Annotated in this window: 28 protein-coding genes; 15 read left to right on the top strand and 13 right to left on the bottom strand. The window is 61.4% G+C overall.

The features are described from left to right. Nucleotides 1-27: 27 nt before the first annotated feature. The 5 genes from rlmN to M2A_RS03625 form a co-directional block, all read right to left on the bottom strand. A complete protein-coding gene (gene rlmN / locus M2A_RS03605; protein ID WP_045443139.1) occupies nt 28-1,203 on the bottom strand; it encodes a dual-specificity RNA methyltransferase RlmN in 1,176 nt (391 codons plus the stop codon). A gap of 192 nt (nt 1,204-1,395) precedes the next feature. Then, nucleotides 1,396-1,881 carry an invasion associated locus B family protein gene (locus M2A_RS03610; RefSeq protein ID WP_052379180.1) on the bottom strand — a complete coding sequence of 162 codons (486 nt, stop codon included), beginning with the start codon at nt 1,879-1,881 and terminating at the stop codon, nt 1,396-1,398. Nucleotides 1,882-2,154: 273 nt separating this feature from the next. Continuing rightward, on the bottom strand, nt 2,155-2,745 hold the full coding sequence (locus M2A_RS03615) for an RNA methyltransferase (RefSeq protein ID WP_045443686.1): 591 nt from the start codon (nt 2,743-2,745) through the stop codon (nt 2,155-2,157). 186 nt (nt 2,746-2,931) lie between these two features. Then, entirely contained in the window at nt 2,932-3,570 is a 639-nt protein-coding gene (locus M2A_RS03620; protein WP_045443145.1) for a hypothetical protein, read from the bottom strand. A 199-nt stretch (nt 3,571-3,769) separates the two neighbouring features. Beyond that, nucleotides 3,770-4,438 (bottom strand): hypothetical protein, encoded by a 669-nt coding sequence (locus tag M2A_RS03625; RefSeq protein WP_045443148.1) that lies wholly within the window; start codon nt 4,436-4,438, stop codon nt 3,770-3,772. 222 nt (nt 4,439-4,660) lie between these two features. On the opposite strand from M2A_RS03625, the gene M2A_RS03630 reads away from it, so the two are divergent. From M2A_RS03630 to M2A_RS03640, 3 genes are read left to right on the top strand one after another with little or no spacing between them, the layout of a single operon-like run. After that, the gene (locus M2A_RS03630) at nt 4,661-5,662 is read left to right on the top strand and encodes an NADPH:quinone oxidoreductase family protein (protein WP_045443151.1); all 1,002 of its coding nucleotides are present in this window, start codon (nt 4,661-4,663) and stop codon (nt 5,660-5,662) included. A 36-nt stretch (nt 5,663-5,698) separates the two neighbouring features. Continuing rightward, complete coding sequence (locus M2A_RS17105) at nt 5,699-6,427, top strand: GDSL-type esterase/lipase family protein (protein ID WP_052379181.1); 729 nt, start codon at nt 5,699-5,701, stop codon at nt 6,425-6,427. Nucleotides 6,428-6,462: 35 nt separating this feature from the next. Continuing rightward, entirely contained in the window at nt 6,463-7,704 is a 1,242-nt protein-coding gene (locus tag M2A_RS03640) for a serine hydrolase domain-containing protein (RefSeq protein ID WP_244444370.1), read from the top strand. A 12-nt stretch (nt 7,705-7,716) separates the two neighbouring features. Here M2A_RS03640 and M2A_RS03645 read toward each other — a convergent pair whose 3' ends face one another. Next, a complete protein-coding gene (locus M2A_RS03645) occupies nt 7,717-8,145 on the bottom strand; it encodes a PaaI family thioesterase (RefSeq protein ID WP_045443154.1) in 429 nt (142 codons plus the stop codon). Nucleotides 8,146-8,254: 109 nt separating this feature from the next. Between M2A_RS03645 and M2A_RS03650 the strand changes: the two genes are divergently transcribed. Then, nucleotides 8,255-9,193 carry a DMT family transporter gene (locus M2A_RS03650; RefSeq protein WP_081875366.1) on the top strand — a complete coding sequence of 313 codons (939 nt, stop codon included), beginning with the start codon at nt 8,255-8,257 and terminating at the stop codon, nt 9,191-9,193. 9 nt (nt 9,194-9,202) lie between these two features. Here the strand turns inward: M2A_RS03650 and M2A_RS03655 are convergent, their stop codons facing one another. Next, a complete protein-coding gene (locus tag M2A_RS03655; RefSeq protein ID WP_045443157.1) occupies nt 9,203-9,631 on the bottom strand; it encodes a YkvA family protein in 429 nt (142 codons plus the stop codon). Between the two features lie 101 nt (nt 9,632-9,732). On the opposite strand from M2A_RS03655, the gene M2A_RS03660 reads away from it, so the two are divergent. The 3 genes from M2A_RS03660 (at nt 9,733) to M2A_RS03670 (ending at nt 11,870) form a co-directional block, all read left to right on the top strand. After that, nucleotides 9,733-10,164, top strand: a complete 432-nt coding sequence (locus tag M2A_RS03660) for a MarR family winged helix-turn-helix transcriptional regulator (RefSeq protein ID WP_045443160.1) — start codon at nt 9,733-9,735, stop codon at nt 10,162-10,164. 53 nt (nt 10,165-10,217) lie between these two features. After that, nucleotides 10,218-10,859, top strand: a complete 642-nt coding sequence (locus M2A_RS03665) for a DUF8737 domain-containing protein (protein WP_045443163.1) — start codon at nt 10,218-10,220, stop codon at nt 10,857-10,859. Between the two features lie 228 nt (nt 10,860-11,087). Then, a complete protein-coding gene (locus tag M2A_RS03670; RefSeq protein ID WP_045443166.1) occupies nt 11,088-11,870 on the top strand; it encodes an SDR family NAD(P)-dependent oxidoreductase in 783 nt (260 codons plus the stop codon). A 101-nt stretch (nt 11,871-11,971) separates the two neighbouring features. On the opposite strand, the gene M2A_RS03675 is transcribed toward M2A_RS03670, so the two are convergent. Beyond that, a complete protein-coding gene (locus tag M2A_RS03675; RefSeq protein WP_045443169.1) occupies nt 11,972-12,160 on the bottom strand; it encodes a putative motility protein in 189 nt (62 codons plus the stop codon). Nucleotides 12,161-12,194: 34 nt separating this feature from the next. Next, nucleotides 12,195-12,491 (bottom strand): 4a-hydroxytetrahydrobiopterin dehydratase, encoded by a 297-nt coding sequence (locus tag M2A_RS03680; RefSeq protein WP_439645653.1) that lies wholly within the window; start codon nt 12,489-12,491, stop codon nt 12,195-12,197. A gap of 138 nt (nt 12,492-12,629) precedes the next feature. Between M2A_RS03680 and M2A_RS03685 the strand changes: the two genes are divergently transcribed. Next, on the top strand, nt 12,630-13,088 hold the full coding sequence (locus M2A_RS03685) for a low molecular weight protein-tyrosine-phosphatase (RefSeq protein ID WP_045443174.1): 459 nt from the start codon (nt 12,630-12,632) through the stop codon (nt 13,086-13,088). Here the strand turns inward: M2A_RS03685 and thpR are convergent. The 3 genes from thpR to M2A_RS03700 all read right to left on the bottom strand — a co-directional run bounded on the left by thpR (nt 13,069) and on the right by M2A_RS03700 (nt 15,654). After that, nucleotides 13,069-13,677 carry an RNA 2',3'-cyclic phosphodiesterase gene (thpR, locus tag M2A_RS03690; protein WP_045443177.1) on the bottom strand — a complete coding sequence of 203 codons (609 nt, stop codon included), beginning with the start codon at nt 13,675-13,677 and terminating at the stop codon, nt 13,069-13,071. The two genes, M2A_RS03685 and thpR, sit on opposite strands and share 20 nt — an antisense overlap. A 163-nt stretch (nt 13,678-13,840) precedes the next feature. Then, the gene (locus M2A_RS03695; RefSeq protein WP_045443180.1) at nt 13,841-14,887 is read right to left on the bottom strand and encodes an aldo/keto reductase; all 1,047 of its coding nucleotides are present in this window, start codon (nt 14,885-14,887) and stop codon (nt 13,841-13,843) included. Between the two features lie 59 nt (nt 14,888-14,946). Continuing rightward, nucleotides 14,947-15,654: an arylesterase gene (locus M2A_RS03700; RefSeq protein WP_081875368.1), complete on the bottom strand. Its 708-nt coding sequence runs from the start codon at nt 15,652-15,654 to the stop codon at nt 14,947-14,949. A 105-nt stretch (nt 15,655-15,759) separates the two neighbouring features. Here M2A_RS03700 and M2A_RS03705 point away from each other — a divergent pair, with 105 nt between their 5' ends. From M2A_RS03705 to M2A_RS03730, 6 genes are all read left to right on the top strand, one after another. Continuing rightward, nucleotides 15,760-16,473 (top strand): ABC transporter ATP-binding protein, encoded by a 714-nt coding sequence (locus M2A_RS03705; protein WP_244444371.1) that lies wholly within the window; start codon nt 15,760-15,762, stop codon nt 16,471-16,473. 10 nt (nt 16,474-16,483) lie between these two features. Further along, nucleotides 16,484-19,039, top strand: coding sequence for an ABC transporter permease (locus tag M2A_RS03710; protein ID WP_045443182.1), 2,556 nt, complete (start codon nt 16,484-16,486; stop codon nt 19,037-19,039). Nucleotides 19,040-19,156: 117 nt separating this feature from the next. Then, nucleotides 19,157-20,326: an Acg family FMN-binding oxidoreductase gene (locus tag M2A_RS03715; protein ID WP_045443183.1), complete on the top strand. Its 1,170-nt coding sequence runs from the start codon at nt 19,157-19,159 to the stop codon at nt 20,324-20,326. Then, on the top strand, nt 20,323-20,823 hold the full coding sequence (locus M2A_RS03720) for a MarR family winged helix-turn-helix transcriptional regulator (protein WP_081875369.1): 501 nt from the start codon (nt 20,323-20,325) through the stop codon (nt 20,821-20,823). The genes M2A_RS03715 and M2A_RS03720 overlap by 4 nt, the downstream gene beginning before the upstream one ends. Nucleotides 20,824-20,995: 172 nt before the next feature. Then, nucleotides 20,996-21,757 carry a Bax inhibitor-1/YccA family protein gene (locus M2A_RS03725; protein WP_045443185.1) on the top strand — a complete coding sequence of 254 codons (762 nt, stop codon included), beginning with the start codon at nt 20,996-20,998 and terminating at the stop codon, nt 21,755-21,757. A 97-nt stretch (nt 21,758-21,854) separates the two neighbouring features. Then, on the top strand, nt 21,855-22,487 hold the full coding sequence (locus M2A_RS03730) for a glutathione S-transferase family protein (RefSeq protein ID WP_045443705.1): 633 nt from the start codon (nt 21,855-21,857) through the stop codon (nt 22,485-22,487). A 67-nt stretch (nt 22,488-22,554) separates the two neighbouring features. Here M2A_RS03730 and M2A_RS03735 read toward each other — a convergent pair whose 3' ends face one another. Further along, nucleotides 22,555-22,932 carry a DUF2794 domain-containing protein gene (locus M2A_RS03735; RefSeq protein ID WP_052379216.1) on the bottom strand — a complete coding sequence of 126 codons (378 nt, stop codon included), beginning with the start codon at nt 22,930-22,932 and terminating at the stop codon, nt 22,555-22,557. A 503-nt stretch (nt 22,933-23,435) separates the two neighbouring features. Here M2A_RS03735 and M2A_RS03740 point away from each other — a divergent pair. Further along, nucleotides 23,436-24,173 (top strand): SDR family NAD(P)-dependent oxidoreductase, encoded by a 738-nt coding sequence (locus tag M2A_RS03740; RefSeq protein WP_045443187.1) that lies wholly within the window; start codon nt 23,436-23,438, stop codon nt 24,171-24,173. The last annotated feature ends 40 nt before the right edge of the window (nt 24,174-24,213 follow it).

A 24,213-nucleotide genomic window follows, 5' to 3' on the forward strand; every position in this document is an offset into this window, starting at 1 on the left:
CCTGTTGCCGGAAAGGAAAGATAGGGCCTATTGCGCCGCGCGCAGGCTGGCTTTCAGCCGTTCGCTTTCGGACTTTAGCTGGCCGCAGGCGGCCATGATGTCGCGCCCGCGCGGGGTGCGGATGGGGCTGGCATAGCCTGCGCGGTTGACGATATCGGCGAAGGTTTCGATCGCCTCCCAGTCCGAGCATTCATAAGGCGCGCCGGGCCAAGCATTGAAGGGAATGAGATTGATCTTAGCCGGAATGCCTTTCAGAAGCCGCACGAGTTCTTTTGCGTCTTCCTTGCTATCATTCACGCCTTTCAGCATCACATATTCGAAGGTGATGCGCCGGGCGTTGGACAGGCCGGGGAAGTTCCGGCAGGCGTCCAGAAGCTCCGCAATCGGATATTTTTTGTTGAGCGGCACCAGCATGTCGCGGGTGGGATCGTTCACCGCATGAAGCGAGATGGCGAGCATGCAGCCGATTTCCGAGCCCACTTTCTCGATCATCGGCACGACGCCGGAAGTGGAGAGCGTGATGCGGCGCTTGGAAATGGAAAGGCCTTCGCCGTCGGAGAGAATGTCGATGGCGTCTTTCACATTGTCGAAATTGTAAAGCGGCTCGCCCATGCCCATGAGCACGATATTCGTGATCTTGCGCCCTTCCTTCGGCGTCGGCCATTCGCCGAGCGCATCGCGCGCGATGAGGATCTGGGCGACGATCTCCTCGGCGGTCAGGTTGCGCACCAGCTTTTGCGTGCCCGTATGGCAGAAGGTGCAATTGAGCGTGCAGCCGACCTGCGAGGAAATGCAGAGCGTGCCCCGGTCGGGTTCGGGAATATAGACGGCCTCGACTTCGGGCGCCGGTGCCCGCGGGTCGCTGGAGGCAAGACGGATCAGCCATTTGCGGGTGCCGTCGCTGGAAATCTGCTCGGTGACGATTTCCGGGCGCTTCAGGGTAAAGCGGCTCGCCAGCTCCTCGCGCAGCGCCTTGGAGAGCGTGGTGATCCCGGCGAAATCGGTGAGGCCCTGATGGTAGAGCGCGGTCCAGAGCTGGCCGGCCCGCATCTTTGTCTGATTGGCGGGAATACCCGCTGCCTCGAGCGCTTCTTGGAGTTTGGGGCGCGGCAGGCCGATGAGGTTCGCGCGGGCAGCTTGATCCGCCGGCGGGCTTTCGCCCGCGCCTTGCACTTCATGGGAAATGTCCAGTGTCACGCTCATTGGTCTACCCGGTGCCTATACGGCATTTTCTCGAGGAGTTGGGGAGGCGGGGCTTTGCCGGAATTCTGCCGGTTTTTGGGCCCGCGCGCCTGCCACTTCACTTGGGGCTGCTATAGCACAAGAAAAGGCCGCCGCGCCATCTTTCGAGGCGCGGCGGCTTTTCGGGGCCTTTCAGGCCCTTAATTCAGGCGCTTAGCGGCAGGCGTCGTCGATCTTGCCGATGGCGGCGGTGACGCCGGACAGAGAATAGGTGTCGGTCGTCAGCGTGCCCCGGTTCGAGGTGCCTTTGACGATCATGTCCGAGCCGCGCTTCATGGCATTGACCATGCGGCTTTCATCGGAGGAATTTTCCAGCCAGGCCCAATGGCGCGCTTCCCCGCCTTCATTGACGCCGGTGAACATCTGGAAATTGTCCGAGCCGATCTCCGAATAGGGCCGGCTCTTTTCATCGAAAACATAGCCTGCGCGCATGGAGATCTCATTGCGCACGTTCTGGCCCGGCCGGTGCGTGACCATCACGAAGACGTCGCCGCGGTTGGCGCCGCGCGGGCGCTGTTCCTTCGGCTCCGACATGACGTAGCAGATCCGGTCCTTGCCGGAGTCATAGGTATAAGCCGTCCAATCGTTGAACTTGCCGAGCAGTTTGGGCGCTTCGGCTAGCGCCGGGGCCGCGCTCATCAGCAGGGCCGCTAAAATCGTACCTTTAAGGAAGGCTCTTTCTCGTTTGCGCATCTTCTTCCGACTCGATTCTTCCAATGGGGTCCGGGCGCAGCTTACCCAAGCCCCTCATACTTTTCCACCTATGTCCCCGATCCGCCGCCGCCGCGTTAAGGGGCGGGCCTCAAGCGGCGTCCGGAGAAAGCTTCAAAGGCGAAGCTGCAGGCGGGATGCGGCCAAAATATGTCCGCACCGGGTGAGCGCCTCATCCGGCCATAAACTTTCCGGGAGTAGCTAGTCCGCGTCCTTTTCTTCCTCGTACGGGCGTTTCATCGGCATTTTGATGCCGCCGCGCCGCATGATCGGGCCGCCATGGGTGTGCTCGCGCGCGCCGTCCACGGGCCCGCCCGGCATCAGCGCTCTTGGGGCGTAATTGCCCATGGAGCGCAGCCGGTCATACATGATGACGGCGCCGGCGATCTGCACGTTGAGGCAGAATTTCGTGGGGATCTTGACCACGAAGTCGCATTTTTCCGTCATTTCTTCCGAAAGGCTGCCGCGCTCGGGTCCCATAATATACGCCGCATTAAGAGGATGGCGGAAACTGGGCAGATCGACCGCCTCCTCGGTCAGCTCCACCCCGACAAGATGGCAGCCGCGCGGCAGGATCATGTCGCCCGCCCGGTCCCATTCATAATAGGGAACATGCTGCGGAGTTTTGGAGGTATCGGATTTGGCGGCCCGCACCTTGTGCGCCGCGCCCACGGTGAAAACGAAGCTTGCGCCGAAGGCATGGGCGGAGCGGATGAGGCTGCCCATATTCATCGGCTTGGAAATGCCTTCCACGCCGAAGCCGAAATATCCTCTCGGTCCTTTTTGGCTCATCTCTTCTTGCCTGCTCGTTTCCTGCCGCAGCAAGGGATAAGGGCTTGGGCGGGGCTTGGCAAGAAGGGCGGGCGTCAAGGACCCGAACGAGAAGAACCGGAGATGCGCCCCCCGCATCTCCGGTTCCCTTGAGCGGCGGCGGCATGATACGCAACCGCGCCGCGCTTCCCCTGCTTGGCAGCAGGATTACTTGCCCACGATCACACTGTTGCCGACGGCGCTGGAGGAGGCATTGAGGCTGCCTGCATAGCCGACATAGATGTTCGAGACGGCGCTCATCTTGGAATTGTTGATCTGCTGGGAATTGATGTTGGTTCCCGGCGCGTTGTTATAGACGTTCAGCGAGTTGGCAACGGCGGTGGTGGAGCTGTCCAGCGTGCCCACGCCGTCAACGGCGATGAAGGTCTTGGCATCGTCATAACAGGAATCGCAGCTCGGATCGGCTTCCTGATAATTGTTCACGGCTACGCCGCCCGTGCCATCGCCTTTGATCGTGGCGGAGTTCGTGAAGGATTGGGAGACCGTCGTCGCCTCGCCTTCGATCCAGCCGGCTTCGAGGTTGAGGTCCGCTTCGACGTTGGAATGGTTGATCTGGTAGGTGTCCACTGCGGAAGCGCCGTCCAGTTCCGCTTCGAAGCTGTTGCCCTGGGCGCTTGCGGTCTGGCCGAGCGAACCGGCGTCATCGATATAGATGTTCAGTTCACCGACGATGTTCTTAAGGTTGATCTGACCGTTCAGCACGGTGTGGTCCGGGTCCCCGGCCAGAGCCGGCGCGGCGCAGAACGTTGCGAGGGCGGCGCTGAGAAAAAGACGGGTCGGTTTCATGTCGTGCCTCCAATAGGGCGGCTGCTGTTTCAATATGAGCCTGAGAGCGGGCCTTGATCACGGTATTGCGAGAGCCGTGCCAAGCGCCGAAAACTGCGGAAAATCGGGCCGAGTCCCGAATTGGGACGGGCATTTGGGTAAAAGAAAACCGGGAACCTCCAAGGTTCCCGGTCTTTTGCGCGCCTGAAATGCGGGCGGTTTACTTGATGGCGATCGGGGCGATGGAGACCTGATTGCCGATGGCAACGCTCGAGCTTTTCAGCGCGTTCGTATAGCCGATGCTGACATTGGAGACGGCGGTGGTCAGCGAATTGTTGAGCTGCACGCTGGTCAGATTGATTTCCGGCGCATTGCTTTCCAGCGCAAAAGCGTTGGAGACGGCGAGAGCGGAGACGTCCACCTTCGCGGCGTTTTCGATGATGACGTTGGAGACCGCTTCCGGGTCGACCGGGCGCGGGGCCTGCCAGCCGGTCACTTGCGAGTTGTGCGCGTTCACGAACTGCGCGTCCGCGACGGAGGCGGTGACATTGTTGCCGATCGCCTGGGTGTTGATGGTGGCTTTGCCGCCGATCCATTCCGCTTCCACGAGGGTTGCCGCTTTCACATCAGCTGCTGTCCCCAGCACCTGGCTGTTTTCCAGATAGGTATTGCCTTTCAGCTCGGCGGAGAGCGAGTTGGCAATGGCAGCGGTGGAAACATCGACTTTCGTGTCGACGGCTTTCACCCACAAGTTCGTGTCGGCGGTGACATCCTGCAGCGTGGTCTGGCTGTTGGTGATGGCGTTGTTGAGATCGTAAGCCCCCGCACCGCCCGTCAGCGCAACGGTCACAAGACCGGCAATGGCAGTGCCTTTCACAATCGAATTCATCTTATTCCCCTTGGGTTGTACCGTTCTGAGCCACGCCCTTGCGGATTGTCCGGGCTCGGGGGCGAAAGAGCGATTTTCGTGCCAAGGGGATAAAATGACCCGTGCCGGGAGCGCGCCTGCTAGCGGCCATCGGGCAGGCTGTGCTATGGGAAGGTTAACGGGAATTTCCAAACGCAATCCTGGCGCAATCCTGGAAACAACAGTCAAAACAGGGAGAAAGACATGAAAGCCGTCCTCTGCAAGGAATACGGGCCGCCGGAAAAACTGGTCATCGAAGATGTGCCGAGCCCCGAGCCGAAAGATGGGGAAGTGGTGATCGAGGTGCATAGCGCCGCGGTGAATTTCCCCGACGTGCTGATCATTCAGAACCTTTATCAGTTCAAGCCGCCGCTACCCTTCTCGCCGGGCGGCGAGGTGTCCGGCAAGGTGACCAAGGTCGGTGCCGGCGTGAAAAAGATCAAAGTCGGCGACCGGGTCATCGGCTCGTGCGGCTGGGGCGGCTTTGCCGAGGAAATCGCGCTGGAAGAAGCCCGTGCGCTGCCGATTCCGGATGAGATGGATTATGAGACGGCTTCCGCCTTCCTCATGACCTATGGCACCTCGCACCATGCGCTGAAAGACCGCGCCGAAATCAAGCCCGGCGAAACGCTGGTCGTTCTGGGCGCGGCCGGCGGTGTCGGCCTTGCCGCCGTCGAGCTTGGCAAGGCGATGGGCGCGAAGGTGATTGCCGGGGCCTCGTCGGAAGACAAAGTCGCGGTCGCCAAGGAACACGGCGCCGATGACGGGTTTGTCTATCCTTCGGGCCCGCTCGACCGGGATCAGCAAAAGGCGCTTTCGGAAAAGATCAAGGAACTGACGGGCGGCCAGGGCGCCGACGTCCTCTACGATCCGGTGGGCGGCGATTACGCGGAACCGGCGCTGCGCGCCATGAACTGGAACGGGCGTTATCTCGTGGTCGGTTTTGCCGCGGGCGACATTCCCAAAATTCCGCTCAACCTCGCGCTGCTTAAAGGCTGCCAGATCGTCGGCGTTTTCTGGGGCGCCTTCACGGGCCGTGAGCGCGCGCGCCACGAAGAAAACCTGCGCGAGCTGATGGAGATGTTCAAGGCGGGCAAGATCAAGCCGCATGTCTCCAAAAGCTACAAGCTCGAAGACGTGGCCTCCGCGCTGAACGACATGGCGGGCCGTAAAGTGAAGGGCAAGGTCGTCCTTCGGGTCCGCTAAGCGGCGGGCTGAGGCACGAGAGGGAGCGGCGGGCATATGGGGCGCATCGCAATCAGTTGGGCCGCGCTTATCGGCGGCACACTTGTGCTTCTGTTCGGCTTTCTCGTCTATGTGCTCTTCGCCTCCGGCGAGCCTTCTTACTGGGAAGGGGATATCGCGGCCTTCGAGCGCCGCGATATCTCCAACCCGCCGGAGAAGGGCGCGGTGCTTTTCATCGGCGGGCGCGATGTCCGGCTATGGGAAACGCTGGGCGCCGACATGATGCCTTTCGATGCGCTCAACCGCGGCTTCGGCGGGGCGCGCATCGCTCATCTCACCCATTATGCCGCGCGCATCGTCAAACCTTATGAGCCGAGCCTCATTGTAGTGATGGCCGGCGATGAGGACCTTGCGGATGTGCGCGGGCGGCGGCCGGAAGACGTGCTTGCGCAAATGCAAATCTTTCTGGCGGCCATTCGCGCCCATGAGGTGGAGGCGCCGGTGCTGATCGTTTCCGTGCCGCCCGCGCCGATGCGCATGTCGCGCTGGCCGGGCGCGAAACGCACCAATGCGCTGCTCCGGCAGCTTGCCGAGGACCGCGCGCCGGTTCATTTCATCGATTTGACGCCCGGTTTCTTCACCGAAGAAGACGAGCTGAAAGACGAGCTTTTCCGCTGGGACGGCATGTCGCTGTCAAAGCAAGGCTATGCCTATCTGACGCGGCAGCTCAAACCGAAAATCAGGGAAATTCTGCAAAGCCGGAAATCCGGCGCGCAAACACAATAAGGCGCATGAAGGCGCTGCAGAAACGGGGAAACGTCATGACCATGCAGAAGATCGAGCAAGAGGCCGGCAAGGCCGTTATCCGGGGCAGCTGCGCCAGCGGCTTTGAAGGCGTGGCGGCGGCCTTTGCGGAAAATTTCATCTCGCGCGGCGAGGTGGGCGCGAGTGTCTCTATCACCCATGAAGGCAAGACCGTTGCCGATCTATGGGGCGGGCATAAGGCAAAAGACGGCGCGCCTTGGGAAGAAGACACCATCTCCGTCGTCTTTTCCTGCACCAAGGGCGCCGCGGCGCTTTGCGCGCATATGCTCGCCGACCGGGGCGCGCTCGATTTCAATCAGCCGGTAAAAGAAATCTGGCCCGAATTTGCGGTGAATGGCAAGGAAGAGGCGACAGTCGGCATGATGCTCGATCATTCCGTCGGCGTGCCGCATATCCGCGCGCAACTGAAAGACGGCGCCTATTACGACTGGGATTATATGACGGATCTCGTGGCGCGCGAGGAAGCCTTCTGGAAGCCGGGTACGCGCAACGGCTATCACGGCGTCACCTTCGCCTGGACGGTGGGCGAGATCGTGCGCCGCGTGGCGGGCAAGCCTTTGGGGCAGTTTTTTCAGGAAGAAGTGGCGGGCCCGCTCGGTCTCGATTTCTGGATCGGGCTGCCGGAAGATAAAGAGCCGCGCGTGGCGGGCATGATCAATGCGCCGCTCGATCCTGAAGCGCCGGTCGGTAAATTCACGCAGGCTATTCTTTCCGATCCCGCCTCGCCCTCTTCGCTTTTCCTGATGAATAACGGCAAGGCGGATTTCAATTCGCGCGCCGCCCATGAAGCCGAAATCGGCTCGGCCAACGGCATTACCAATGCGCGGGGCCTTGCGGGCATGTATGCGCCCCTTGCCAATGGCGGCACGCTGGGCGGCGTCAAACTCGTTTCACCGGAAGCCGTGACGCGCATGAGCCGCGTTTCCATGGCAACGCGGGAGGATGCGACATTGCTCATCCCGACCCGTTTCGGGCTCGGCTTCATGAAGTCGATGGACAACCGGGGCGAGACGCCGGGCAATCAATCCTCGGTCATTCTTTCCGAAGCCGCTTTCGGTCATGTGGGCATGGGCGGGTCCATCGGCTTTGCCGATCCGGAAGCTGGTATGAGCTTTGGCTATTCGATGAACCAGATGGGCATGGGCATTTTGCTCAACGAGCGCGGCCAGGCTGTGGTGGATGCCGCCTACCGCGCCATCGGCTACCGCACGAATGAGGGCGGCGCCTGGACGCGGTAAGGACAGCGGCGCCTATTTGCCGGAGGGTTTGCCGGAAAGCTTATAAGTGACCGTCGCGTGGGCAATCTGCTTTCCCGCCTTGTCGCTGACCATGACGGTCGCCACATGCACCGAGCCGCCGCGGCGGATGACGCGGGCATCGGCGGTAAGGTCCGCACTCAAAGCGGCATCGAGATAATTGATGGAAAAGCCGATGGTCGAGCCGCGCGGATTTTCCGGCAAATGGGACGTCGCCCAGCAAGCGGCGGTGGCGGCGGCATCGACGAGCGAGGCGATCGCGCCGCCATGCACCATGGTGCCGATCGTGGTCAGGTCCTCGCGGTAGGGCAGGGAAAGAAGCGCGCGGTCTTCTTCAAGACCCGTCAGCTCAAAGCCCAGGGTCTTGCCGTAAGGCGCGCCGGCAACGGCGCCGGCGATCATGTCTTGGAAGGTCTCGTCCATGGGATGCGTCCTCATGTTCGTGAGGCTGATCTTGTGAAATGTGTGAGCGTTATGGGCCGTGCGCGTGTTTGGCGGCAATAACCTCGCAGGTAAGGAAAAGCGGAAATACATGAGCCGACGCGAAGAAATGACCGCCCGCCTCACGGCCCTGCCCGCCAATGTGCAAGGGGCGCTCTGGCTCTTGCTTTCTGCCGTGCTCTTTGTGGTGATGGCGGTGCTCGTCAAATATCTCGGCCAGACCTTCGATCCGTTTCAGGTCTCCTTCTTCCGGCAGCTTTTTCAGATCATCGTTATTCTGCCTTTCCTTATCCGGGCGGGCGGCGCGGAAGGCGGCATCCGCACCAAAGTGCTGCCGCTGCAAATGCTGCGCGGCTTTGTCGGCTCCTCGGCAATGATCTGCGGGTTCTATGCTTTTGCGCATTTGCCTTTGGCGGACGCTCAGGCCTTGAATTTCTCGCGCACGCTTTTTCTCGTGCCGCTGGCGGCGCTGCTGCTTTCTGAACCCATCGGCAAGCGGCGTGTCATCGCCGCCCTTGTCGGCTTTGGCGGCGTCCTCATCATGCTGCGCCCTACCGGCGCTCTCGACCCGGCGGCGCTTGTGGCGCTTTTGGGCGCAGCGCTTGTGGCGCTCGCCACGGTGCTCGTCAAAATCGCCTCGCGCTACGACCAGCCCATCACGCTGATGTTCTATACCGGCGTGGGCGGGCTCATCGTCACGTCCATTCCTGCCTATCTCGTTTGGATCATGCCGAGCTGGGAGCAATTGGCGCTGCTTGCGATTATGGGCAGCGCGGGGGCGGCCTCGCATAATTGTTTCATTCGCGGCTACAGGGTGGGCGAGGCGACGGTGATTGCGCCGTTCGAATATTCCCGCCTCATCTTCCTTGCGCTTGCCGGGATCGTGATCTTCGGCGATATCCCCACGATTTGGACGCTTGCAGGCGCCGCCGTGATTATCGGCGCGGCGCTTTACATCGTGCGGCGGGAATCGCAGGCGGCGAGGGAAGCCAGGGCTGCCGAAAAGACAGTGGAGCGCCTGCCCGAGTAAGCGGCGCTTCTAGCGGGGCTGGTTTTCCGAATTTTCTTGCGGTTCGTGCGGCGGCGTTTTGCCGAGCGCCTTGCGGGCTGCCGCCCGGTGCTTGTCGGTCAGATGGCCGGAGACGAGCGAGAGTGCCATCATCAGCACGGTCGCATCGTCGGTGAAGCCAAAGGCGGCGATGACATCGGGAATGAAATCGGCCGGGGTGACGAAATAGGCAAGCGCTGCCAGCAGCGTTGCGCGCACCCGGGTGGGTGTCTGGGGGTCGAGCGCGCAATAATAAGCCGCCGCCGCTTCTTCGGCGAAGGGCACGCGCCCGGCGACGCGCAGCAATTTGCGCCAGAAGCCTTTTTTCACGCGCGTGCGGTTCTGCGCCACGGTGGCGGGCAGTTGATAGGCCGGATCTTCGAAATCCGGCAGGGCAGCGCTGTCGGGCCGTTTGCTCATGGGGTGAAATGTGGGCCCGCAAAATGGCAAAGACAAGGCTGGGAAGATGCGGGGAGGGCGGCGGTCTTGACATTCCGCTAATTAGGTGTATATACACTTTTATGAGCTTGAAAACCGCCGATCTGGCCTCGCCTGCCGCCTGTCTTTGCTTCAACCTGCGCCGCGCGGCGCGGCTGATTGCGCGCGATCTTGACGGGGCGCTGAAACCGGCCGGTCTTAGCTCGGCCCAGTTCGCCGTTCTTGCGGTACTGGAAGAGGCGGGGCCGCTCCCCATCGCCCAGCTTGCCGAGGCGCTCGGCACGGACCGCACGACGCTGACGCGCAATCTGGCACTTTTGGAGCGGGACGGGCTGATCGCCTACCGGCAGGGCCGTGACAAGCGCCGCCGCATCGCAGCTTTAAGCGCTGAAGGTGAGAAGGCCTATCGCGCCGCGCTGCCGCTTTGGCGCGCCTTTCAGGAAAAGAAAGTGGCCGGGCTCGGCCCGGAGCCTGCCCGTCAGCTCCTTTCGCTTCTGTCTCAAGCGGCGGGCTGAGCCCCGCTTTTTATTTACCCCTAAATGTGTATCTACACTTAATGGAGCCGCTCATGACCGACACCAATATGCAAGCCGCCGCGCCTGCCTCCGGCCAGCCGCTTTTGAAACCGCTGGTCCTTATCCTGCTTGCCATTTGGGGCGTGACCGTCATGACCGCCGCCAAGAACGGTGTGTTCGATGCGGTGGGCGACCGGCCGCCCTTCGCCATCGTGGTGGCCGCACTTCTGCCGCCCTCGCTCTTTCTTCTTGCCTACCGCATGCTTGGCGGGGTGAAGGCCTGGGTCGGCGCCATCGATCTTGGCCTTGTGACCGCCGTTCAGGGCTGGCGGGTGGTGGGCGCGGCTTTCGTCTTCACCTGGGGCTATGGGCTCCTGCCCGGCGCTTTCGCCATTCCGGCGGGTTATGGCGACATTCTGGTGGGTCTCGCCGCCCCTTTTGTGGCGCTGATGATCTGGCAGAAAAGCGCGGGCTGGCGCAAAGCCGCCTATGGGCTCGTCATTATCGGTTTTCTCGATTTCATCAGCGCTTTTGCCATGGGCGTTGTCTTACGGGAAAACGGGCCGGTCTATCAGGCAGGTGATCTGCATACGGGGCTTCTGGCGGAATTTCCGCTCACCATGATCCCCTCCTTTCTGGTGCCGGTCTTCATGATCCTGCACATCATCGCGATCTTGAAACTGCGCGGGCGCTGATCGCCCGCCTTCCGGCTTGAGCCCGGCCCCCGCACTTTTGCAGGGCCGGGTTCTTTGCGAGGGGAACGTTGCGTCAAGCCGTCAAATGCGCGCTTTCGGGGCTGAAAAACTCGCCAAGCGCTTTGAAAATCTGCTAAATCGCATGCCAGCAAGAGCCGAAATGAATGAAAGCCGCCGCCGGGTTCCGGAGCTCTCCGGGCCCAAGCGCGGCAGAACAGGGAGAAGCAGATGAAACTCGATTCCACTATCAGCGCCGTGATCACCGGCGGGGCCTCGGGCCTTGGTGAAGCGACCGCCCGCGCGCTGGCCGAAGACGGCGTGAAAGTCGCTATTTTCGACCTCAACGAGGAAAAAGGCGAAGCCGTTGCCAAGGAACTGGGCGGCGTGTTCTGCAATGTGAACGTGACGGACGAAGCCAGCGTCGATGCCGGTTTCGCCAAGGCGCGCGCCGCCATCGGCCAGGAGCGCATTCTGGTGAACTGCGCGGGCACGGGTAACGCCATCAAGACGGCGAGCCGTAACAAGGAAACGGGCGCGATCGACCATTTCCCGCTCGATAAGTTCAACCTGATCATCCAGATCAACCTTGTGGGCACGTTCCGCTGCATCGCCAAATCGGCTGCGGGCATGATGTCGCTGGATCCGCTGGAAGGCGGCGAGCGCGGCGCCATGGTCAACACGGCTTCCGTTGCTGCCGAAGACGGCCAGATCGGCCAGGCCGCTTATTCCGCTTCCAAGGGCGGCGTTGTCGGCATGACGCTGCCGATCGCCCGCGACCTGTCGCGCGAAGGTATTCGTGTGAACACGATCCTGCCCGGCATCTTCAACACGCCGCTTCTTGCCGGCGCGCCGGAAAAAGTGAAACAGGCGCTGGGCGCGCAGGTGCCGTTCCCGCCGCGCCTGGGTGAGCCGGCCGAATATGCGGCGCTTGCCAAGACCATGATCACCAATGGCTATTTCAACGGTGAAGATGTCCGCCTGGACGGCGCCATCCGCATGGCGCCGCGCTAAGCGGCGCAGGGAAGCCGCGCTTCCCGCGACCCCAAGAAAAGACAAAGGCCCGCGTCGAACGCGGGCCTTTTGCATTTTTATATTTGCTTTTCAGGCGTGCTTTAAGCGGTCACATCGACCTTGCCGCCGACACCGGGCGGTGTTGCCGCCTGCAGCGCCTCGGTGCTTTGCTGCAGAAGCGCGACCAGCGAGGCATCCGCCTGATGCTGCTGCTTTTGAATGATCGTCGCAAGCTGGGCCTTGGTCTGGGCCTGATTGACGGCGACGGCGGTGGCGGCAAGTGAGCTCATGGGCCCAGCATGAAGGGGACCTCTTAAGACGGTCTTAAACCGCCTTGCCGGCTTTGCCCGCGAGCTTGTCCATGGCGCGGGCAAGGTGGATGTCCTTGTCCGTCACGCCGCCTGCATCGTGAGTGGAGAGCGTGACTTCCACAGTCTTGAAGACGTTGAACCATTCGGGGTGGTGATCCGCCTTTTCTGCGATCAGCGCGATGCGGCTCATCCAGCCGAAGGCCTCGTTGAAATCCTTGAAGACATATTTCTTCGTGATCGCCTCGCGCCCGCGCACCTTGCTCCAGCCTTTCAGGCCGTCAAGCGCGGTCTTGAGGGCGGGGCCTTTCATCTTTTCCGGCGGCTGATTGGCTTTGTTCGGGACGCTCATGACTGCCTCCTTGTTTTCGCATTAGGGTGAGGTTTTCGCATTAGGATGGGTGTGTCTTAGCCATCCTTCTATTCATCCTTTCAGGGGAACGTCAAAAACATGGTCCGGGTTCTCTTTGTCTGTCTTGGCAATATCTGCCGTTCGCCCATGGCCGAAGGGGTGCTGCGCGTGAAGGCGCAAAGCGCGGGTCTTGCACTCGATGTCGCCTCCGCCGGCACCGGCGACTGGCATGTGGGGGAAGCGCCGGATCTGCGGGCGCAGGAAGCGGCGGCCGCGCGCGGCTATGATATTACCGCGCTGCGGGGCCGCCTGGCCGTTCGCGCCGATTTTTCGCGCTTCGATTATCTTTTGGCGATGGACCGTAAGAACCTTGCGCATTTGCAGCGCCTTGCGCCGACCAGCTTCAACGGCACGCTGCGGCTCTTTCTCGATTATGCGCCGGATGCGCCTGTGCGCGAAGTGCCGGACCCTTATTTCGGCAGCGAGGATGGCTTCGCGCCGGTCCTCGATCTTATCGAAGAAGCGGCGGACGGGCTGATCAGGCACCTGCGAACATAGCTTCGAGAAACGCCTCTTCCTCTTCCAGCTCTTCTTCATCCAGGCCGCCCGGATTGGTGAAATCATAGTCGCGCTCGGTGATGTAAGGCCCGCCGCCCTGGCTGAGGCGGGAGGACATGAGCACGAAGCGGGAAACCGGAAAAGGCCCGGCGCGGAAGAGATTGTTGCGTTCGATATAGCGCATGACGTCCGCCGGGTCCGTGCCGCGCCGCAAACGGGCAAGCGTGGCATGGGGCGTATATTTGCGCCGGTCGGGGGCAAGGCCTGCGCGCTGCAGCGCCGTTTCCTGGCGTGCCTGCAATTGCATGAGATCGGGACTGTCGGCAACGCGGGCCCAAACCGCATGGGGTTTGCGCCCGCCGAACTCGCCGATGCCGTCTAGCGTGAGGTCGAAAGGCGCGGCATAGATGCCGCTCAAGGCCCGGTCGATATCATGGGCCATATCTTCGGGCACCTCGCCGATAAAGCGCAGCGTGATATGCATCGCCTCCGGATCGATCCAGCGTGCGCCTTTCAGTCCGGATTGCAGGGCCGTTAATTGACCGGCAATGGCTAAGGGAATTTCGAGGGCAGTAAAAAGACGGATCATGGGGCCCTCCTCAAGAAATGCTCAAGGGATGCGGGCCTTGGCAGCCCGCGAATCAAAAAGGGACCTCTCGGTCCCTTTCAGAGTGCGCTTTGGCCATGTCGTTTTCAAGACAAAACCCGCGCGCCTTGCGCTCTCACTCAAGATGATGCGGGAACTGTCTCCATCAGGGGCAAGGGTTGGGCTGTTCCTGATGGACGGCATTGATTTCTTTTTCAAGTTCATCCGTCCACGGTATATCCGCCGAGCCGATGGCGAGCTTCAGCTGCTCCATGCTGGTCGCCCCGATAATATTCGAGGTGACGAAAGGCCGGGTCGTGGCGAACTGATTGGCAAGCTGGGAAGCATCGAGCCCGTGCTTTTTCGCAATCGCCAGATATTTGTCGATGGTTGCCTCGGCAAACGGCGTTTCATAGCGCTGCAGGCGGTTGAAAAGCTGTTTGCGCGAGCCTTTGGGCAGCGCGCCGTTCTGATATTTGCCGGTGAGATACCCTTGAGCGAGCGGTGAATAAGCCAGAAGCCCGACCTGTTCGCGCAAGGCAATTTCGGAAAGGCCGATCTCGAAGGTGCGGTTGAGAAGGTTGTAGGCGTTCTGGATGGACTGCACGCGTGGCTGGTTTTTCATTTCCGCATGATGCAGGAATTTCATCGTGCCCCAGGGCGTTTCGTTGGAAAGACCGATCCAGCGCACCTTGCCGGATTTCACCACTTCATCCAGCGCGTCCAGAATTTCCCCGATTGGATTTTTCTCTTCGCCCAAATGCTGATAGCTCGTGCCGCCCGCACCGAACATGGCCATGGGCCGGTCCGGCCAGTGCAGCTGATAAAGGTCGATATAATCCGTCTGCAGACGTTCAAGGGAGCTGTTCACCGCTTCCATGATCTGCCCGCGGGTTTGCTCGGTGGGCGAGCCGTCCTTGCGCAGCCAGTCGAAGGGCGCGCGGCCTGAGACTTTCGTTGCCAGAATGATCTTGTCGCGGTTCTTTTTCTTTTTGAACCAGGTGCCGATGATGCGTTCCGTCGCCCCTTGCGTTTCTTTGCGCGGCGGCACGGCGTACATTTCCGCCGTGTCGAAAAAGTTCACGCCCTGCTCGACGGCGTAATCCATCTGCTCGTGGCCTTCGGCCTCCGTATTTTGCTCGCCCCATGTCATGGTGCCGAGGCAAATAGCGGATACCTTTTGGCCGGTGCGGCCAAGCTCGCGATATTCCATGAATGTCCCCCTGTAGGTCTTATATTTATCGTTGATGTTCGTTGCGGCGGATGCGGCGCTCAGCCTTCCCCGTCTTTATGCGTGATTTCTTTTGCCGTTTCACCGGCAGGGGCGGCTTTTTCCCGCGCCCGCGCGATCAATTTTTCGACGGCGGGGAAAATGCGGTCCACCATCACCTCGATGCCTTCCTCATTAGGATGCATCCCGTCGCCGAGATTAAGCTCCGGCTCCGCCGCCACGCCGTCGAGAAAGAAGGGATAAAGAAGCACGCCGTATTCCTCGGCGAGACCCGGATAGATGGGATTGAAGGCCCGCTCATACTCGGCGCCCATATTGGGCGGGGCGAGCATGCCGGCAAGCAGCACGGCAATGCCGCGGCTTTGTAATTCCTCGATGATCGCGGCAAGGTTTTGCCGGGTAAGCTCAGGATCGATGCCGCGCAGGGCATCGTTCGAACCGAGCTCGAGAATAACGGCATCGGTCTCAGGCCCCACGGCCCAATCCAGCCTTGCAAGCCCGCCCGAGGAGGTGTCGCCGGAAACACCCGCATTCATCACGCTTGCGTTATAGCCTTTCTCGGCAAGAGTTTTGCCGAGCTGTTCGGCAAAGCCCTTGCCCGGCGGCAATTGATAGCCTGCCGTCAGGCTGTCGCCCAAAGCCACGATTTCCAAGGGTTCTTTGGAGGTTTCGCCCGGCGTTTCTCCGGCTTCCGCCCAAACTGGACCGCCCGGTATAATCCAGATCAGGGCGGCCAGCGTAAAAGCCAATGACTTTAAGCACTTGCCTGAATACTTGTATGCCGCTTTCAAGGCGCCATATGCGCTAGGATGCGGCGCGGCTTTGGCGCGGTATCCCGGAAGATGCGGAGGAGAATGGGTCACGTGGCGAATTCCATTATTGAACTGACCGGTGTCACTTTGACCCTGCCCAGCCTTGCAGGCGAGGTCAATATTTTGCGCGGCATCTCCCTTGATATAGCGCCGGGCGAAGCGGTTGGCATGGTCGGGCCCTCCGGATCGGGCAAAAGCACGCTGCTCATGGTGCTGGCGGGGCTCGAAAGCCCGTCCGGCGGCTCCGTCAAGGTAGCGGGCGCGGAGCTCACCAAGCTCGATGAAGACGGGCTCGCCCGCTTCCGCCGGGATCATGTAGGCATTGTCTTTCAATCTTTCCACCTGGTGCCCACCATGACGGCGCTGGAAAATGTCGCGGTGCCGCTGGAACTTGCCGGCAGAGCGGATGCTTTCGAGCGGGCCGAGGAAGAGCTGAAACTCGTCGGCCTTTCGCACCGGCTCGATCATTATCCCGGCCAGCTTTCGGGCGGCGAGCAGCAGCGCGTGGCGCTTGCCCGCGCGGTGGCGGGGGATCCTGAAATTCTGATGGCGGATGAGCCGACCGGCAATCTCGATGCGGCAACGGGCGAGCAGATCGTCGAGCTGATGTTCGATCTGCACCGCAGGCGCGGCACGACCATGGTGCTCATCACCCATGACAATGAGCTTGCAGGCATGTGCGACAAGGTGGTGCGGCTGAAAGACGGCAAGGTCGAGAGCGTGCATCCGGGCGCCCGCCGCGCCGCCGCGCAATAGGCGCGGGATCATGGCAGCATCTCTTTCCTCTTTCGATGAATTCAAGATCGCGGCCCGTTTCGCCCGGCGCGAGCTGCGCGCGGGGCTGAAAGGCTTCCGCATCTTTCTGGCCTGCCTGATGCTCGGTGTTGCGGCAATTGCCGGTGTGGGCTCGGTTTCCTCCGCCCTTGTCGAAGGGCTCTCGCAGGAGGGTCAGACGATTTTGGGCGGCGATGTGAGTCTGCGCCTCATTCACCGGGAGGCGCGCGAAGATGAGCTTGCCTATTTGCGCGCAAGCGGCGAAGTCTCGCAGGTTATTGAAATGCGCGCCATGTCCCACGCGCCGAAGACCGATGAGCGCTCGCTGGTGGAGCTGAAAAGCGTCGATGATCTTTATCCGCTTTATGGGACGCTTTCTCTTTCAAACGGCGCGCGGCTGCAGGAGGCGCTTACCAAAAAAGAAGGGGTTTGGGGCTCGGTTGCTGAGCAGACCTTGCTCGACAGGCTCGGTGTCGGCCTCGGCGACACCGTCAAAGTCGGCGATCTTGAAACGCAGATCCGCGCCATTATCGAGCGTGAGCCCGACAAGCTTTCCGGCGGCATGGCTTTCGGCCCGAGGCTTTTCGTAAGCGGGGAGGCGGTGCGCGCGAGCGGGCTCATCCGCCCGGGCTCGCTTGCTCAGTTCCATTACCGTGTGAAACTGCCCGAGGCGCAGCGCTCCAATGCCGCCGTTGCCGCCTTCGTCGATGAAACGGAAAGCCGTTTTCCGCAGGCAGGCTGGCGCATTCAGGACCGCTCGGATTCCGCGCCCTCCGTGCGCCGTTTCGTCAAACGCGTCGCGCTTTTCCTTACGCTGGTCGGGCTGACCGCGCTGATCGTCGGCGGGGTCGGCGTCGGCAATGCGGTGACGAGCTATCTCGATTCCAAGCGCGAGGTGATTGCGACGTTCAAATGCCTCGGCGCGCCGGGCCGGCTCGTCTTCCGGCTTTATCTTCTGCAAGTGGTTGCGCTTTCGCTGATCGGCATCGTGCTGGGGCTTGGGCTCGGCGCGGCCGTTCCCTTCATCGTGCAAAGTGCGGCGGGTGATCTTATCCCCGTGCCCGCGCGCTTTGCGATTTATTCCGAGCCTTTGCTGCTGGCGGCGGCATACGGATTTTTGACGGCGCTTGCCTTTGCCATCTGGCCGCTTGCGCGGGCAAGGGAAATACCAGCGACGGGGCTTTTCCGCGATATCGTCGCGCCCGTGCGCCGCTGGCCGCGCCCGCCTTATGTCATTGCGACGGGCGGGGCGCTGCTTCTGCTTGCCGCCCTTGCCATTGGGCTCACCGATGAGCGGCTCTTTGCCGCCTGGTTCGTTGCGGGCGCGGGGCTGAGCTTCATAGTCCTGCGTTTTACCGGCCAGGGGCTGATGTGGCTTGCCCGCAAAGCGCCCCGCGTGCGCCAGCCGCAATTGCGCCTTGCGATCGCCAATCTGCATAGGCCGGGGGCGGCTACGCCGAGCGTCGTGCTCTCTCTCGGCCTCGGCCTCACGCTGCTTGTCACGGTCTCGCTCATTGACGGCAATATCGAAGCGCAGGTCCAAGGCGAGCTGCCGGACCGCGCGCCTTCCTTTTTCTTTGTCGATATCGGCCCGGAGCAGGTGGAAGAGTTCGAGCGCATCGTGAATGAGACACCGGGTGTCGAAGCGATGAACCGTGTGCCCATGCTGCGCGGGCGGATTACCGAAATCGCAGGCACGCGTTCGGAAGACATGGAAGTGCCGCCCAATGTTGCCTGGGCGCTGCAGGGTGACCGGGGCATTACCTATGCCGAAGATCTGCCCGACAATTCCACCCTGGTGCGCGGGGAGTGGTGGGGCCCTGGCTATGACGGTCCGCCGCTTGTCTCGCTCTCCGAAGAGCTGGCCGCCGGGTTCGGCATGGAAGTCGGCGATATGCTGACCGTCAATGTGCTGGGCCGGCCCTTGAGTGCGCGGCTTGCCAATACGCGCGAGATCGACTGGCAGTCGGTCGGCATCAATTTCGTGCTCGTCTTCTCGCCGGGCGCGCTTGCCGGCGCGCCGCATACGCATCTGGCGACCGTCACCATGGAAGCGGAAAACGAGCTGCAATTGCAGCGCGATGTCTCGCGCGCCTTTCCGAATGTGACGAGTGTGCGCGTCAAGGAAGCGCTGGAGACGATCAATGCCATGATCGAAAACTTTGCCGTGGCGGTGCGCGCCACCAGCATCGTGACATTGAGCGCGGGCGTTCTCGTGCTGGCGGGTGCCATGGCAGCGGGGCACCGGCGGCGGGTCTATGACGCGGTGATCCTGAAGGTGCTGGGCGCTACAAGAGGCCGGGTGCTCGGCGCTTATGCGATGGAATATCTGGCGCTCGGGCTCGGCACGGCGGTCATTGCCTCGGGCGCCGGGGCGCTTGCCGCCTGGCTCGTCATCACGCAAGTGATGGAAGCGCCCTGGACTTTCCTGCCCTGGACCTTGGCGGCGACGGTGCTGGGCGGGGCTGCGGCGACCCTCGGGCTTGGTCTTCTCGGCACTTATAGCGCGCTCTCGGCAAAGGCCGCTCCCGTGCTGCGGGCGGAGTAGCGGTATAACTATCTGAAAAGAAAGAGTTTTAAGCCGGGTTTCGTACCCGGTTTCTTCTCCTTGAAAAACATAGATATCTATTTTATATATACCTATGAAACTACACAGGAGCTTGTCATGATTACCCGCCGTGCCCTTCTTCTTACGGGCGGCGCCAGCCTTGCGGTTCTGGGCGGCGCCGGTACCTATGTTCTTTCCAAGGATATCGATCCTGCCCGCGCGCCCTGGGAAGCAGCGAGCCGGGGCTTCGGGGATATCCGCCTCGATGCGGCGGCCTATGCCATTCTCGCGCCCAATCCGCATAACAGGCAGCCTTGGGCAATCGAGCTGAAGGGTGAGGACCGGTTGGTGCTGACCTGCGATCTTGATCGTCTTCTGCCCGAAACCGACCCGCCGAACCGGCAGATCACGATCGGGCTCGGCGCGTTTCTGGAGCTTCTGCGTCAGGCGGCATCGGAAAAAGGATATGAAGCGCGCATCACCCCTTTCCCGGAAGGCGAACCTTATCCGCTGCTCGATGAGCGGCCCATCGCCGAGGTCGTCTTCACGCGCGCGAAAGTGAGGCGCGATCCTCTCTTCGGAGAGGCGCTTGCGCGGCGCACCTTGCGGGATAATTTTTCATCGAAGCCGGTTTCGCCTGAGGTGCTGGAAAAACTCCGGGCACTTGCCTTTGACGGCGCGCCGGATTGGGCGGGCGCGGCGCCCGGCCGCTTTGCCTGGAGTGTGGAAGAAGAAAGGGTCGAGGCGCTGAAAGCGCTTTGCCGGGAGGGCTGGCTTGCGGAAACCTCGGCGCCCGCGCCCCATGCGGAAAGCACGAAGCTGACGCGGATCGGGGCAAGCGAAGTCAATGCCAACCCCGACGGGATTTCCCTTACCGGCCCCATGATGGAAGCCATGCAGCTTACAGGGCTCCTTAGCCGGGAAAAGATGGATGAGAAAGGCAGCCTTGCCCATCAAGGCACGCTCAATTTTTATAACGGGCTCATCGACAGCGCCGCCGCTTTCGGCTGGCTGACGAGCCCGGCAAACACGCGGGCCGATCAGCTCCAGGCGGGGGCGGACTGGCTACGGCTCAATCTCGCCGCCACCAGGCTCGGCCTTGGGTTTCATCCCTTGAGCCAGGTGCTGCAGGAATTTCCGGAAATGGCGCCGCATTACGAGCGCTGCCACGCCATGCTCGGCATTTCTGCGCCCGCACGCGTGCAAGGGCTCTTCCGCTTCGGTTATGCTGCCTTTCCCGAGCCCGCGCCCCGCTGGCCGCTGCAATCGAGATTGATCGCCTTATGACCGGCAAAGACAAGCCCTCCAAGCCGGAGCCCTCACATAAAGACGCGGCCCCCGCCGGGCTGCCGGGGGACCCGCGCGCCTTTGCGGTGATGACGGAAATCAGCATCATCGCGCATCTGGCCGACAATCTTTTTGCCCGGGTTTTGCCGGACGGGCTGACGGTCGCCCAGTTCGCGGTGCTCAATCATCTTCTGCGCCTCAAAAAAGAAGAAACGATCGGCGAGCTGGCAAGCGCCCATCAGGTCTCCCAGCCCACCATGTCCTCCACCGTGCGCAAGCTGGAAGACAAGAAGCTGGTGCGCCTCGTGCCGGACGCGGGGGACCGGCGCATCAAGCGTGTGGCCGTAACGAGGGCGGGCGAGGCCATGCGCGGGGAAGCGGTTGCCCGGATGCGTCCTTTGGCAGGCGAACTTCTCGGCCAGATAGGGGAAGAAGACTGGGCGCGCATTCACCCGGTGCTCACCCGCCTGCGTATTCTGCTGGATAAGGCGAGGTGAGTGGAGCCGGATGAGGCACCCGCCCCGGCGGAAATCTTCAGAAACCTTTAAAAATAAAGGGCTTTTTCCTTCTCCCTTGCCGAAGTTTCATCCGCTTGAGCTTGAAACGGCCACAATTCCAGACAATATTACTTGGGATTTCTTTCACTCCATGCAGAGAGGTGAAACACGCATGGCTGGTTTTGACGAACGCAGAGTCTATTCGGGCGCTGCAGGCACGCGCGCGCAGGGCGCTGAAATCGATGCGGGCCTGCGCACCTACATGCTGCGGGTCTACAACTATATGGCTGGTGCGCTCGCGCTGACGGGTGTGGTTGCTTACGCCTTCTTCCAGATGAGCGTGGCGCCGAGCGCCGATGGCGGCCTTGCCCTGACGCAGCTGGGGCAGACGCTCTATGCAACGCCGCTGAAATGGGTGGTGATGCTGGCGCCGCTTGCCATGGTGTTCTTTCTGTCTTTCCGCATCCATAAAATGAGCGTGGGCGCGGCGCAGACCACCTTCTGGCTCTATGCCGGCATGGTCGGCGTGTCGCTGGCCACGATCTTCATGATCTATACGGGCAACTCCATCGCGCGGGTCTTCTTCATCACCGCGCTCTCCTTCGGCGCTCTTAGCCTTTACGGCTATACGACGAAGCGGGACCTGTCGGGTATGGGCTCGTTCCTGTTCATGGGGCTGATCGGCATCATCATCGCCATGGTGGTCAATATCTTCCTTGAAAGCTCGGCGCTGCAATTCGCGATCTCCGTGATCGGCGTGCTGGTCTTCGCGGGTCTGACCGCCTATGACACGCAGTCGATAAAGGAAATGTATTACGAGGGCGATGGCCATGCGGTGGCCGCGAAAAAGTCGATCATGGGCGCGCTGCGTCTCTATCTCGACTTCCTCAATATGTTCCTCTTCCTCTTGCAGCTTTTCGGCAATCGGGAATAGCGCCAAGGACACACGAATGTGAGGAAAACCCCGGCATATGACCGGGGTTTTTCTTTATCATCCCGCCATCTGCCATTCACCGAAACGGGGAGACCACATGATCCAGGTGCACCATCTCAACGAATCGCGCTCGCAGCGCATCCTCTGGCTTCTGGAAGAGCTGGAGCTGCCTTACGAGGTCGTGAAATATGAGCGCGACGCCAATACGCGCCGCGCGCCCGACAGTCTGAAAAAAGTGCATCCGCTCGGCAAATCGCCGGTGATCACGGACGGGGAGAAGACGGTTGCCGAAACCGGCGCGATCATCGAATACATCTTGCGCAAATACGGCAAGGGCAGGCTCATGCCGGCGCCCGACACGGAAGACTATTTCACTTACGCTCAGTGGCTGCATTATGCCGAAGGCTCGGCCATGACGCCGTTCCTGATGACGCTCTTCAACGGCTTTCTGGGTGAGGCGGGCGCGCCGCTGCAGCCGATCCTCGATGCCGAATGTAAAAAGCAGCTCGACTATATCGACCTGACGCTCTCCAAGCAGCCTTACCTGATGGGCGCGGAGCTGACGGGGGCGGATATCAATCTTTCCTTCGTGCTGGAAGCGGCGGGCTCGCGCGGCTGGCTGAAGGACTATCCCGCGCTCACCGAATATGTGAAACGGCTGCAGGCCCGCGCGCCCTATCAGCGCGCGCTTAAAACCGGCGGGCCTTACAGCTTCGTTATGCAGGCGTAAGGCTTGGCATCCGTTCGAAAAAAGACGGCCCGGAATTCCCGGGCCGTTTCTTTTTGGGGATTGCCTCTCACGCGCCGATGAGGCGGAACGTGTCTTTTTTCTTTTCCAGGACTTTGAGCACCTGGGCAAGGTCATGCCCGCGTTTCAAAATCGCGCCCGTCATGGAGATCACGCAATAGGCGCCTTGTTTGGCGGCCAGCGCCGGGCGCTTTTCGACACGGTAAAGCGGCATTTCGGCGGAGCGGCGGAAAATGGAAAAGGCGGCCCGGTCGCGCAGCATGTCGATGGCATAGTCGCGCCACTCCCCGGCGGCGACCTGGCGGCCATAAACGCGTAAGAGCAAATCGAGTTCCTTGCGCGTCCAGGAAATTTCGCGGTCCGGGGTTGCCGTTTCCCCGCTTGCCGCCCGGTAGCCGTTGCCGACGATCACAATGCTTTTTGCCATGGCCGAATGATCGCCCGCTTGCCGCTTGCTGACAAGTCGGAAGAGGTGCTTGCGTGCCGCTTTGGAACAGCGTGGGCAGCGCAGTTTTTTGCAATTGGCAAAAGGATTTAGCGCCAAAATCGCGCGCCATGTGCGCAATCACAATATTGCCTTTTTTCAGCCCTTGGCCCGCCACATAAGACCGCCATCTTGCAATCGTTGCCTCACTGGCCCGGTTCGAGAGTGGTTCGGAATAGTCAGCCCCCCAGCCCCACCGAGCTGCAAACGAACCGGGTCAACCCTCTTTCCCAATAGAGTGGCCGTTAAAAGCATCGGGCATATGCCTCACGCCCGGTGCAGGTCAGGCAGCAAGAGGAAAGGCGTTCCGATGGAGCGCCTTTTTTCATGCGCGCTTTCTGCTCCCTGCTTTGCCTATCCTTTCGCTTTTCTGCTTCCGGGTCTTCTCGCGGACGCGTCCTGCGTTATGCTGCCGCCAACGAAAAGGAAAAACAGGGGAGGTGGCCATGCGGCTGCAAGACAGAGGCGCCATCGTGACGGGTGCGGCATCGGGGATCGGCAAGGCGGCAGCGGAGCTTTTCGCGTCCGAAGGGGCGAAGGTGCTCGCCGTCGATCTCGATGCGGATAAGGCCGCCAAGGCCCATGAGGGCAATGAGCGAATCACGCCGCTCGGCCAGGATGTTGCCGCGCCGGATGCCGCCGAAAAGATCATCGGCGCAGCGCTCAAAGCCTTCGGGCGGATCGATATCCTGATGAATAATGCCGGGGTAGCGCTCGGCGCGCCGGTGGAAGAGTTTCCGGACGAGTATTGGGACAAGACCCTGGCGGTGAATGTCACCGCGCATTTCAAACTCGCCAAGGCCGCGATCCCGCATCTCAAAGCCTCCCCTGCCGGGCGCATCATCAATGTGGCCTCGGTCATGGCGGATGGCACCGATTACGGGCTTGCCGCCTATTCCGCCTCCAAGGCCGGGGTGGCGGGCCTCACGCGCAATCTGGCGCTGGAGCTTGGGCGCTACGGCATTACCGCCAATTACATTCTGCCCGGCGCCATCCAGACCGGCATGACGGTGAATTTCGACGATCCGAAGATTGCGGAAATCTGGGCCAAGAAATCGCCGCTGAAACGGCTCGGCCAGCCCATCGATATTGCCCGCGGCGCGCTTTTTCTCGCCTCGGACGAGGGCGGCTTCGTCACCGGGCACGGGCTCAATGTCGATGGCGGGCTGATGCTCAGGGTTTGAACTCTTCCGCATCATGACCGATTGTTCACTTGAAGGGGGC

It is taken from the genome of Tepidicaulis marinus (assembly GCF_000739695.1).
Classification (GTDB): domain Bacteria; phylum Pseudomonadota; class Alphaproteobacteria; order Parvibaculales; family Parvibaculaceae; genus Tepidicaulis; species Tepidicaulis marinus.